The following is a 12,071-nucleotide window of genomic DNA, read 5'->3' on the forward strand; positions in this document are numbered from 1 at the left end:
GCGGGACTCAAGACCGCAGAACCTTTTGTCAGGATACACTGCCTCAAAGCTGCTCTCCGGTCAAAGCTGGATCGAACAGCTCCGCCTCAATGGTGCAAGAATACGTGTTTCACTTTGTGGAGGCTGGCTTTGGCTCGGGTTCTGAGCGGTGGAAGATGCTGGGTGCGGGAGAAGCGGAAAAGCCAGATGGAGCTCAGGGTCAGGATCATGAAACCGTAGGATTCGATGCTCTCCTCCATCACGACAATATCGAAATGCTCGGCAAATTGGCTGCAGGCGAGAGCGGCGGCAATCAGGGCCAGCGGCCAGGAGAGGCGCGGGTGAATGGCTCGGAGAAGACCTCCTCTATGGCGATATTCGAACACGATCGTCGCGATCAGCAGGATGAGAGCGGTCGCGCCGATAATAATCGGCAGCCAGGTCTTCGACACGCAATAAACTGTCACATTGTCGCGGCATAGTGGCATCTCTCGCATGAAGAAGATGATGGAGATGCAGGCTGTCGTGATTGCGACGAACCGGGCCAATATCCGCGTCCCCAATGCCGCCATGACGGCAAAAAGGGCGGCGATGGCAAGCGAAGCAGACTGAATGTCTTCGATGGGGCCGTCTTCATTGAAGATGTCGCGGGTGGTCATACCCATCTTCGAAAAAATCATCCAAGCCAGAACGTTCAGGCAAAGGGTGACGATCAGTGCATCGAGCCAGATGCGCTTGTAGTGCCAGGTCGGGCCCGATGACCTCAACCAGGTCAAAATCGGCATAAGCATTTTTGCGCGCTTACTTTCCTATTTCAGAAAACCGCAATGCTTATCGGGATAGCCCGAGTCCATCAATCCCCCGCGCTTCAACTTTTGTTCACGCGTGCAGATAAACCGCGATCCCTGGGCCGCGGTTTATCGCGCCGGTGCGTTCCGGCTGAGTGTCAGGCCATGAAGGCCGGGAACCAGCTTTCGTGGGCTTCCGCAAGCTGCGGGACCGCAATGCTGATGAGGTCGTCGATCACCAAGCTGTCGCCGGCGACGGTACCGAGCGTGCGGAAGGGCACACCTGCGCCTTCAGCATTCGCTTGCACGAAATTGGCGAGATCGGCTGGCACCGCGATCACATAGCGGGCCTGATCTTCGCCGAACAGCAGCCCATGGGCTGCACCGCGCTGTTCCTTGAGGCTGACCTTCATACCTTTGGCTGACGCCATCGCCATTTCGGCAAGCGTGATCGCAAGGCCGCCCGAGGAAATGTCGTGGCAGGCCGTCACTTGGCCGTTGCGGATGAGCGAGCGGACGAAATCGCCGTTGCGGCGCTCGGCCTTCAAATCGACTTCCGGCGGCGGGCCGTCGATCGTGTCGAGAATGTCGCGCAGATAGACCGAAGAACCGAGATGGCTGCCATCCGTGCCGATCATGATCAGCTTGTCGCCGTCGTTGGCAGAACCGATCTTCGCCATCTTCTGCCAGTCGGGCAGCAGGCCGACGCCGGCAATCGTCGGTGTGGGCAGGATCGCGACGCCGTTGGTCTCGTTGTAGAGCGATACGTTGCCGGAAACGATCGGGAAATCCAGCGCCTTGCAGGCCTCGCCGATGCCCTTGATGGCGCCGACCAGCTGACCCATGATTTCCGGTTTTTCCGGATTGCCGAAATTGAGGTTGTCGGTCGCGGCGAGCGGTTCCGCGCCGGTGGCGACGATATTGCGCCAGCATTCGGCGACCGCCTGCTTGCCGCCTTCGAACGGATCGGCCTCGACATAACGCGGCGTGACGTCGGACGAGAAGGCGAGCGCCTTGGTCGGATGGCTTTCGATGCGCACGACGCCGGCATCTCCGCCCGGACGCTGCAGCGAATTGCCCTGGATCAGCGTGTCATACTGCTCCCAGACCCAGCGGCGGCTGGACTGGTTGGCCGAACCGATGAGCTTCAACAGGGCCTGGTTATAGTCAGCGGGCGCTGCGACCTGCGAGGCGGGCAGGGGGGGGCGAACATCCGACTGGACCCACGGCCGATCGTATTCCGGGGCCTGGTCGCCGAGATCCTTGATCGGCAGGTTGGCGACTTCCTCGCCTTGGTGCAGAACGCGGAAGCGCAGGTCGTCGGTGGTCTTGCCGACGATCGCGAAATCGAGGCCCCACTTGACGAAGATCGCCTTGGCCTGGTCTTCCTTTTCCGGCTGCAGCACCATGAGCATGCGCTCCTGGCTCTCCGAAAGCATCATTTCGTAAGCCGTCATCCGATCCTCGCGCACCGGCACCTTGTCGAGGTCGAGTTCGATGCCGAGATCGCCCTTGGCGCCCATTTCGACGGCCGAGCAGGTGAGGCCGGCCGCACCCATGTCTTGGATGGCGATCACCGCGCCGGTCGCCATCAGTTCGAGGCAGGCTTCCAGCAGGCACTTTTCGGTGAAGGGGTCGCCGACCTGAACGGTCGGGCGTTTCTCCTCGATGGACTCGTCGAATTCGGCCGATGCCATCGTGGCTCCGCCGACACCGTCGCGGCCGGTCTTGGCGCCGAGATAGACGACCGGCAGACCGACGCCCTTGGCTTCCGACAGGAAGATGGCATTCGACTTGGCAAGCCCGGCCGCAAACGCGTTGACCAGGATATTGCCGTTGTAGCGCGGATCGAACTCCACTTCGCCGCCGACCGTCGGGACGCCGAAGGAATTGCCGTAGCCGCCGACGCCGGCAACGACGCCGGACACAAGATGTTTGGTTTTCGGATGATCGGGCGCGCCGAAGCGCAGCGCGTTCATGGCCGCGATCGGGCGGGCGCCCATGGTGAAGACGTCGCGCAGGATGCCGCCGACACCGGTCGCCGCGCCCTGGTAGGGCTCGATATAGGACGGGTGGTTGTGGCTCTCCATCTTGAAGACGACGCAATCGCCATCGTCGATGTCGACGACGCCGGCATTCTCACCCGGCCCTTGAATGACGCGCGGTCCCTTGGTCGGTAGCGTTCGCAGCCACTTCTTCGAGGATTTGTAGGAGCAATGCTCGTTCCACATGGCCGAGAAGATACCGAGCTCCGTGAATGTCGGCTCGCGGCCGATCAGATCGAGAATCCGCTGATATTCGTCGGGCTTCAAGCCGTGCGAGGCGACGAGTTCGGGGGTGATCGCGATACTGTTCGGGATGGTCATGATCTTCTCTGGATTGAAGGGCCAAGCTCTTGGCGCTCTTTAACCTATGTCGCAGTGCGGCGCGACAGGAAAATACTGCCATGCGGCGGTACGGCGTGGCGGCCGGAAAACAAAAAGCGCCGGAAAACCGGCGCCTCAGTTGGAAAATACGCGATCTGGATCAGAACTTGTAGCCGACCGCGATGCCTGCGTAGGAGAGGCCGTCGTTGTGATCGCACAGATCGGCGTTCGAAGAGTGCTCGACGGTCGCAAGGACGCGCCAGTTGTTGGTGATGTTGTAACCGAGACCGAGCGACTCATGGAAAAGCACATGGCAGCCGAGCTTCGGACCGTCGTTCGGCTTGTCGAGGTTGCCGTTGTTGAAGGCGCCGCCGAAGCCGAGATCGACGAAGATCTTGTCGGTGATCGGTGCCGTCCAGGTGAAGCCGGCAAAGACCTGGCTCGCTTCGCCCGCCGTCGACACGATCGCGCCGACATGGACGCGCGGACGCAGCATGTGGTCCACGAAGCTCTGGGCATGGCGCTGGTCGAAGGGGTCGAAGAAGACTGTGGCGGACGGGAATGCGCCCTTCTCGAACGTGCTCTTGCTCTGGATCGAACCGGAAACGCCGATTCGCACTTCATCGAACAGCCGCTCCTGCGCAACGGCCGTAGAAGGCAGCGTCGACACCGCCAGGATTGCACCGACCACGGATCCGAAAATTGCCTTGTTCATTCCATCGCCCTCATACGCGCCGCGATTTTCTGCGGCTGGCGCGATCCCGATACGGGCCGCCCGCTTCTCGATGACGAAAGTGGTACAATGACGGGTAGCGCCCGTCCAGCGCCGGTTCACAGACCGTTATGACTTGTGGCGAAAAAACGCAAAGATTCGGGCAGGCCGGTGCAGAGCTGCAACAGATTGTTTACAGAGATGTAAATTCAAATGGTTAATATCAGCAGCCGCTGGCGCCGCGGGCCCAGCGGAGCACATCGCGCTTGATTCTTTCGCCTTCCGGGCCGCCCATCATCGGACCGAACGCGTCGAGACGGGCAGGGTTGCCCTCCGCCTGGACCACCAGCATCGGGCGCGATTCGGGACTGTTGCGCGGCACGGCGAGAATGCGCGGCCGGCCGGAGAAGGAGTTGAGTTCCGGTGCCAGCCGATAGGGCTTGAAGGCCGTGTCGCCCGACTTGAACCAGCAGCTATTGGCGGCGACCGCCACGCGTTCCATCGTCGGCAGCGCCGCACGGTCCGCCGTCACCGCTGCCGGACGTTCCGTTTGGCAGGCGGAAAGCGCTATGCCAAGGGCGGCGAGAGGAAATGCAGCGAGCAGGCGATAAGTGAACGGCATCAAACGTCCTGACGTGGTTTCGATCGTTCTGGGATCGATCCGGATAAGATGGAGGCTCAGGCGGTCGCGGCGATCACATCGAGCGCCGAGGCGAAAATCCCGCGCCCGTCATTGCCGCCATGGGCGGCTTCGATCAGGTTTTCCGGATGCGGCATCATGCCGAGCACGTTGCCGCGCGTGTTCATGACGCCGGCGATGTCGTTCAGGGAGCCGTTCGGGTTGGTGCCTTCCGCGTAACGGAAGACGATTTCGCCACGGTCTTCCATGCCCGACAACGTCTCCGCATCGACGAAATAGTTGCCGTCGTGATGGGCGACCGGGCAACGGAGCACCTGGCCTTTTTCATAGGCCCGGGTGAAATCCGTTTCGGCATTGACCACTTCGAGCTTCACTTCCTTGCAGACGAATTTCAGCGAGGAATTGCGCATCAGGGCACCGGGCAGCATGCCGGCTTCGACGAGGATCTGGAAACCGTTGCAGACGCCGAGCACTTTGACGCCCTTGTCTGCCTTGTCCCTGATCGCCTGCATGACCGGCATGCGGGCTGCAATCGCTCCGCAGCGCAGGTAGTCGCCATAGGAAAAACCGCCCGGAATGACGATGAGGTCGACATCATTCGGAATGTCGGTCTCGGTCTGCCAGATGGTGATCGGCGCCTTGCCGGAAATCTTGGTGAGGGCGGCGATCATGTCGCGATCGCGATTGAGACCGGGAAGCTGAACGACGGCGGATTTCATGGGTGCGGTTCAAACCTTGCCTGGGCCTCGGCGAGCTCGCGCAGTTCGAGGCGGTTTTCGATGCGGTCAAGGCGCTGTCCGTGCCTTTCCAAAGTCATGTAGATGTTATGAATATCCTGATGCATGGAGACCATTGTCCCACGCATCGCATTCATTTCAGCCTTTATCTCGCGCTGGCCGACTTTCAAATCAGCAATATCCGCATGCATGCGCCTCATCAGCTCATACATCAGTTCACTTGTGACTTCGGCCATCACACGCTCCGCAACCTTCAGTCGAGAGCGATAGTATAGTTCTCAATCACAGTGTTTGCCAGCAGCTTCTCGCACATGGCCTTGAGGTCCGCCTCGGCCTTCGCCTTGTCGGTGCCCTCGAGTTCAAGGTCGAAGACCTTGCCCTGGCGCACATGGCCGACGCCGGAAAAACCGAGACTGCCGAGCGCGCCTTCGATGGCCTTGCCCTGCGGATCGAGAACGCCGTTCTTGAGCGTGACCGTCACGCGTGCCTTGATCACAGATCCAACCCCCAGATTACTTGACGAGAACCGGCCCGGTGCCGCGGACGGGTTCGTTCTCATTGATGATGCCGAGACGCCGCGCGACTTCCGAATAAGCTTCCACAAGCCCGCCCAGATCCTGCCGGAAACGGTCCTTGTCCATCTTTTCGCGGGTCTCGATATCCCAGAGGCGGCAGCTGTCCGGCGAGATCTCGTCGGCGAGAATGATGCGCATCATGTCGCCTTCGAACAGGCGGCCGCATTCGATCTTGAAATCGACGAGCTGGATGCCGACGCCGAGGAAGAGCCCCGACAGGAAGTCGTTGACGCGGATGGCGAGCGCCATGATGTCGTCGAGTTCGGCAGGGTTTGCCCAGCCGAAAGCGGTGATGTGTTCCTCGGAGACCATCGGGTCGGCGAGCGCGTCGGACTTGTAGTAGAACTCGATGATCGAGCGCGGCAGGACCATGCCTTCCTCGATGCCGAGGCGGGCCGAGAGCGATCCGGCGGCAACGTTGCGCACCACGATCTCGAGCGGAATCATCTCCACTTCCTTGATCAGCTGCTCGCGCATGTTCAGCCGGCGGATGAAATGCGTCGGGATGCCGATCTTGTTCAGATGGGTGAAGAGGTATTCCGAGATACGGTTATTGAGAACGCCCTTGCCGTCGATGACGTCATGTTTCTTCTTGTTGAAGGCAGTGGCGTCGTCCTTGAAAAACTGGATCAGCGTGCCGGGCTCGGGGCCTTCATAAAGGATTTTGGCCTTGCCTTCGTAGATACGGCGGCGACGGTTCATGATTCTTGTCTCATTGTTGGCGCCCCTGGCGGACGCAATGGATGATGTTGAGCGGTCCCTTATCGGAAAAGAACGGGTTTCACAATGCGGGCCTCCAAACCTTTGTGGGTGAGGGGTTGCGAAGCGCAACCAGGAATCAGTGAGCTTCAGATTACACGGGTTCTCGAAGGTTTTGCTCTAACAACTGGGGGCGCCCGGGCTGAAAGGGCGGTAATGAACAGGAAATCAGGGAGGCTCCGCAGGACTTAGCCACCAAATTGCGTCATGATTTCGACGCGGCCGGTATCGCAATTCCAGGCAGGGATCTGTGATTGGCGATGCCGGACCTGCTGCCAGACGAGGTCAGTGGTGCGCGGGCAAAGTCGGCGTGGCGCCGGTTGCCCTGACGCGGAATTCGCATTCGTCAATTGCCGGCCACGATTCCGCTCCCGTCTCTGCCGGAATCGACATCCCGCCGATTGCGCTCCGCTCCTCTTTTGATTATGGGGTTCCCATAAAGTTCACTTTGGGAGACCCGAGATGAGTGGCCTCAGCGATCGCGAAAAAGCCTTTGAAAACAAGTTTGCCCTGGACCAGGAATTGAAGTTCAAGGCGCTCGCCCGCCGCAACAAGCTCGCAGGCCTCTGGGCAGCCGGCCTGCTCGGCAAAACAGACGCTGACGCTTACGCGAAGGAAGTCGTGGTTGCCGACTTCGAGGAAGCGGGCGACGAGGATGTATTCCGCAAGCTGCGCGGCGATCTCGATGCCGGCGGCGTCTCCATCTCCGACCAGGATATCCGCACCAAGATGGTGGAGCTCCTGGCTCAGGCGGTTGAGCAGATCGAGAACCAGTAACCAGCTTATTCAAAGCCTGGCATGAAGGCTGCGTCCCGTCGGGCGCGGCCTTTCTTATGCCCCTCAAAGCGGGTTCTCAGCGGTCAGTGGGGAGCCGCTTGCGGCTGTCGGGCTGCGGGCTTTCGCCGAGGCGCCAGCGGCCGGAAAGTATGAAATCCGGAATGCTACTGCGCGGCATCGGCCTTGCGAGCGCATAACCCTGCAGGATGTCGCAGCCAAGATCGCGGAGGATGCGGATCTGTTCTGTGGTCTCGACGCCTTCCGCGACAACCTCGATATTCAGCGATTTGCCGATCTCGATGATCGATCCGACCATCTTTCGTTGCTTTTGCGACTGCGAGACGAGACGAACCAGTTCGCGGTCGATCTTCAGCGCACGCGGATTGAGCCGCAGGAGGCCGATGATCGAGGCGTGGCCGGTGCCGAAATCGTCGATCTCGATCTCGATGCCCAGCTTCCTGATACGCGCCAGGTTCCTCAGGACATCCTCGTCGCAGTCGTCGAGGAAGATCGATTCGAGCAGCTCGAAGGATACCGTGCCGGGCTCGATCCTGAGTTTCCTAAGCTTGCGCGCCAGCGAGGCATCGCGCAGGCGCCGGTAGGAAACGTTGACCGAAAGTTTTGGGATCGGAAGGCCTTGCGCGCGCCAGTCCCGGAAATCGGCAAGCGCCTTGTCGAGGATGGTCCCGTCGATCACCGAGACGACGTCGAGTTCCTCGGCCATATCGAGGAACTTGTCGGGAGACAGCATGCCACGTTCCGGGTGCATCCACCGCGCCAGCGTTTCCACGCCGGCGATCTCCAGCGTCTTCGCATCGAACTGCAGCTGATAATACGGAATGAACTCGTCGCGCTCGAGAGCAAGAAGGATCTCGTCGGAAATGCGCTTGGTGCTGATGATCTCGTTCTGTGTCTCGGCAGAGAAAAATTCATGCCGGTTGCGGCCGCGGTTCTTGGCCCGGTAGAGCGCGATATCGGCGTTCAGGAGAAGCTGTCTCGCATCCACATCCGCTCCCGTATGGCAGGCGATGCCGATGCTGGCGCCGAAACGGCAGTCGTGGCCCTCATAGGATACCGGCTTGCGCAGTTCCTTGATGATGCGGTCGGCCAGATGCGAGAGCTTGCGCGGCGATCCTTCGAATTTCGACAGGATGACGAACTCGTCGCCGCCGATACGGGCGACGAAATCTCCCTTGCGGATCGTGCCTTTGAGAACTTTCGCCACATGCTTCAGCATCGTGTCGCCGGCACTGTGGCCGAGCGTGTCGTTGATCTGCTTGAAGCGATCGAGGTCGATATGCAGGATTGCGATGCCGTGCCGGTCGCGGGCGCATTCCGCCGCCATACGATCCAGCATTTCGTCGAGATAACGCCGATTGGGGAGATCGGTCAGGTAGTCGTGCATCGCATTGTGCTCGATGCTGCTGCGAGCGGCTTCGAGTTCGCGGTTGCGCGCCTCGGCGAGGGTCTTTGCCCGTTCCAGTTCGCGGTGGAGCGTCACATCGGCTGTGACATCCCAGTTGGCGCCAACCATCTTCTGGTGACCGTTGCCGTCGATGAAGGACATGGTGCGGGTGCGTATCACACGTTCGGAGCCGTCCCGCAGTATCACGCGGTATTCATCGAAAAAGCGTTTGCCCTCCTCGATATTGTCGAGAACGTTCGCCTGGACGCGGGCAGCATCGTCCGGGTGCAGGAAGCTCTCCCAGAGCCCGCCGATCTTCACTTCCTCGCTCTTTTCCAGTCCGTAGATCCGGAACATCCGTTCGTCCCATTCAACCTCGCCGGTGGCGAAGTCGGATTCGTAGACGCCGATGCCGGATATTTCGAGAGCCATGTCGAGCCGCCGCGACATCTGCGCCGTTGTTTCCTCCGCGGCCTTGCGGGCGGTGATGTCCGTGTCGGTGCCGACGACGCGGGTCGCCTTGCCGTTGGCGTCCCATTCGACGCAGGCGCCCCGGCATTCGATCCAGACCCAATGCCCCTGCTTGTGGCGTTCGCGATAGTCGAAGACGGCATATGCCGGGTCGCCGGCATTCTGCCGCTCCATCGCATGGATGACACGGTCGTGGTCATCCGGATGGACAAGCTCCAGCCATTCCTCCGTGCTGGCGGCCAGCGGGTCCTCCGGCGACATTCCCCGAATCTGCCGCCACACCGGCGAGTAATACTTCCGGCCGGTCGCGTAATTATGGTCCCAGACGCCTGAGACGGAGCTGACCAGCGCGTTGTCCCAGCGGCTTTCGCGCTCGGCAAGTTCTTCGAACTGCCGCCTTTGGTCAGTGATGTCAGTCAGGTGGGCCGCAAACAGGCACTGGCCTTTGAAATTTTTTCCGAGCGGCGTGACGGTCGCCACCACCCATCGCTGAGAACCGGCCGGGCTCACGATGCACAGTTCCAGACGTTCCGCTGGGGAATCGATGTTCAGGCCCTGGATCGCCCGAGGTATGCTGGCTTGGTCATCGGGATGCAGGAGGGCCGACAAGGTCGTCGGCAGGCGGCCTTCGCCGATCCATTCGCGTTTGAACGTACTGTTTGCGAACAGCAGCACCGCGGCATGATCGATAATGGCAATCGGGAAAGGAGCCGCTTCAAATACCGTCTCAAGAACGCCGATCTCGTCTCCCGGGCCGGAGTCCAATAGGCGTGAGAGAACATTTGACGGCATCGGCACAGCCTGGCGCGCTAGAAAACGAGCGCGTACCTTAACAAGTGTCAATTAAGTCCAGCTTAAAAATGCTGTTCGAATTGACGCACCCGAAAATTAGGGGTCAACGCCTATTCCGTCGTATTTTCAGGGCTTGAGGCGACTGAGGAACTGGGCAAAAACCATTGTGCCTTCCGGCCACGGCCCATGGCCGGAATCCTGGTTGATGTGGCCGGCTTCTCCGGCATCGACCAGCATCGAACCCCAGGCGGAAGCGATGTCGTCCGCATGTTCGTAGGAGCCGAAGGGATCGTTGCGGCTTGCGACCGTCAGTGACGGGAAGGGAAGCGGATCGCGCGGGTAGGGGCCGAAGGTCTGCAGGTGCTTGGGCCGGATGGACGGATTGTCCACTTCCGGCGGAGCCACGAAAAAGGCGCCGGCCACCGGTTTCGTGAACAGCGGAACGGCATGAATGACGGTCGGGATGCCGAGCGAATGGGCGACGATGACGACGGGCCGCGTCGCACGGTTCACCTCTTCGGCGACACGTGTGACCCAGTCCTCGCGCACTGGCTTCGACCATTCCTCCTGCTCGACCCGGCGGGCCGTCGTCAGCTTCTGCTCCCAACGGGTCTGCCAGTGATGCGGTCCGGAATTGGTGTAGCCGGGGACGATCAATATATCTGCTTCGGATGCCTTCATGGCGCCTATCTGTGTTCGCAGAGGGTCAAGATCAAGCCTCGCCGAAGACCCGGCGGAAGATCGTGTCCACGTGTTTGGTGTGATAGCCGAGGTCGAACTTTTCGCGCAGGTCCTCTTCGGAAAGTGCGGCACGGACTTCCTGGTCCGCCAGCAGCTCCTCGAGAAAATCCTTGCCTTCTTCCCAGACCCGCATCGCGTTGCGCTGCACGAGGCGATAGGCGTCCTCGCGGGAGATCCCGGCTTGCGTAAGGGCAAGCAGTACCCGCTGCGAGTGAACAAGCCCACGGAACTTGTTCATGTTCTTCATCATGTTCTCAGGGTAGACGAGCAGCTTGTCGATCACGCTGGTCATGCGCGCCAGCGCGAAATCGAGCGTTACCGTCGCGTCCGGGCCGATCATGCGCTCGACCGAGGAATGCGAAATGTCCCGCTCGTGCCAGAGCGCGACATTCTCCATGGCCGGAAACGCGTAGGAGCGCACCATGCGGGCAAGGCCCGTCAGGTTTTCGGTCAGCACCGGATTGCGCTTGTGCGGCATGGCCGACGAGCCCTTCTGGCCCGGCGAGAAAAACTCTTCCGCTTCGAGGACTTCGGTGCGCTGCAGGTGGCGGACCTCTATCGACAGCCGTTCGATCGACGAGGCGATCACACCCAGTATCGCGAAATACATGGCATGACGATCACGCGGAATGACCTGGGTGGAGACCGGTTCCGGCTTCAGGCCCAGGGCGGCGGCGACGTGTTCCTCGACGCGGGGATCGATGTTGGCGAAGGTGCCGACAGCGCCGGAAATCGCGCAGGTGGCGATCTCGTCGCGGGCTTCGAGCAGGCGCGTCTTGTTGCGGTCGAATTCCGCATAGGCCTGGGCGAGCTTGACGCCGAACGTCGTCGGCTCTGCGTGGATGCCGTGGCTGCGACCGATCGTGACCGTGTCCTTGTGCTCGAAGGCGCGACGCTTCAGCGCTTCGAGCAGCTTGTCGATATCGGCAAGCAGCAGATCCGTGGCGCGCACCAGCTGCACGCTGAAGCAGGTGTCGAGAACGTCCGAAGACGTCATGCCCTGGTGGATGAAGCGGCTGTCGGGTCCGACGAATTCGGCGAGATGGGTGAGGAAGGCGATGACGTCATGCTTAGTGACGGCTTCGATCTCGTCGATGCGGGCGACGTCGAACGTGGCCGAGCCACCTTTTGCCCAGATCGTCTCCGCTGCCGACTTCGGGATCACGCCGATCGCCGCAAGCGCATCGCAGGCATGAGCCTCGATCTCGAACCAGATGCGGAACTTTGTTTCGGGCGACCAGATGGCGACCATTTCGGGCCGCGAGTAACGGGGGATCATGGGCTTGTCGTTTCCTTCACGAGTGTCGGCTGCGCTGTAGCAAGAAGCGC

Annotated in this window: 12 protein-coding genes; 1 reads left to right on the forward strand and 11 read right to left on the reverse strand. The window is 60.7% G+C overall.

Annotation, left to right across the window (positions count from 1 at the left end; translation table 11 throughout):
- Positions 1-86: 86 nt before the first annotated feature.
- From C5J22_RS25775 to purC, 8 genes are all read right to left on the reverse strand, one after another.
- Complete coding sequence (locus C5J22_RS25775) at positions 87-764, reverse strand: hypothetical protein (RefSeq protein WP_105440551.1); 678 nt, start codon at positions 762-764, stop codon at positions 87-89.
- A gap of 161 nt (positions 765-925) precedes the next feature.
- Positions 926-3,133, reverse strand: coding sequence for a phosphoribosylformylglycinamidine synthase subunit PurL (gene purL / locus C5J22_RS25780; protein WP_105440552.1), 2,208 nt, complete (start codon positions 3,131-3,133; stop codon positions 926-928).
- 160 nt (positions 3,134-3,293) lie between these two features.
- Entirely contained in the window at positions 3,294-3,848 is a 555-nt protein-coding gene (locus tag C5J22_RS25785) for an acyloxyacyl hydrolase (protein ID WP_105440553.1), read from the reverse strand.
- Positions 3,849-4,068: 220 nt separating this feature from the next.
- Positions 4,069-4,467, reverse strand: a complete 399-nt coding sequence (locus tag C5J22_RS25790; RefSeq protein WP_105440554.1) for a hypothetical protein — start codon at positions 4,465-4,467, stop codon at positions 4,069-4,071.
- Between the two features lie 56 nt (positions 4,468-4,523).
- A complete protein-coding gene (gene purQ, locus C5J22_RS25795; RefSeq protein ID WP_105440555.1) occupies positions 4,524-5,204 on the reverse strand; it encodes a phosphoribosylformylglycinamidine synthase subunit PurQ in 681 nt (226 codons plus the stop codon).
- A complete protein-coding gene (locus tag C5J22_RS25800; protein WP_046636394.1) occupies positions 5,201-5,458 on the reverse strand; it encodes a hypothetical protein in 258 nt (85 codons plus the stop codon). The genes purQ and C5J22_RS25800 overlap by 4 nt, the downstream gene beginning before the upstream one ends.
- A 17-nt stretch (positions 5,459-5,475) precedes the next feature.
- The gene (purS, locus tag C5J22_RS25805; RefSeq protein WP_007770062.1) at positions 5,476-5,718 is read right to left on the reverse strand and encodes a phosphoribosylformylglycinamidine synthase subunit PurS; all 243 of its coding nucleotides are present in this window, start codon (positions 5,716-5,718) and stop codon (positions 5,476-5,478) included.
- Between the two features lie 16 nt (positions 5,719-5,734).
- The gene (gene purC / locus C5J22_RS25810; RefSeq protein ID WP_105440556.1) at positions 5,735-6,499 is read right to left on the reverse strand and encodes a phosphoribosylaminoimidazolesuccinocarboxamide synthase; all 765 of its coding nucleotides are present in this window, start codon (positions 6,497-6,499) and stop codon (positions 5,735-5,737) included.
- 519 nt (positions 6,500-7,018) lie between these two features.
- On the opposite strand from purC, the gene C5J22_RS25815 reads away from it, so the two are divergent.
- A complete protein-coding gene (locus tag C5J22_RS25815) occupies positions 7,019-7,333 on the forward strand; it encodes a DUF1476 domain-containing protein (protein WP_105416677.1) in 315 nt (104 codons plus the stop codon).
- Between the two features lie 76 nt (positions 7,334-7,409).
- Here the strand turns inward: C5J22_RS25815 and C5J22_RS25820 are convergent, their stop codons facing one another.
- The 3 genes from C5J22_RS25820 to purB all read right to left on the reverse strand — a co-directional run bounded on the left by C5J22_RS25820 (position 7,410) and on the right by purB (position 12,021).
- Positions 7,410-10,001 (reverse strand): EAL domain-containing protein, encoded by a 2,592-nt coding sequence (locus C5J22_RS25820; protein WP_105440557.1) that lies wholly within the window; start codon positions 9,999-10,001, stop codon positions 7,410-7,412.
- A gap of 126 nt (positions 10,002-10,127) precedes the next feature.
- The gene (locus tag C5J22_RS25825; RefSeq protein ID WP_046606790.1) at positions 10,128-10,682 is read right to left on the reverse strand and encodes an alpha/beta hydrolase; all 555 of its coding nucleotides are present in this window, start codon (positions 10,680-10,682) and stop codon (positions 10,128-10,130) included.
- Between the two features lie 31 nt (positions 10,683-10,713).
- Positions 10,714-12,021, reverse strand: a complete 1,308-nt coding sequence (purB, locus tag C5J22_RS25830) for an adenylosuccinate lyase (protein ID WP_105440558.1) — start codon at positions 12,019-12,021, stop codon at positions 10,714-10,716.
- Positions 12,022-12,071: the final 50 nt, after the last annotated feature.

The organism is Neorhizobium sp. T25_13, from assembly GCF_002968675.1.
Lineage (GTDB): Bacteria > Pseudomonadota > Alphaproteobacteria > Rhizobiales > Rhizobiaceae > Neorhizobium > Neorhizobium tomejilense.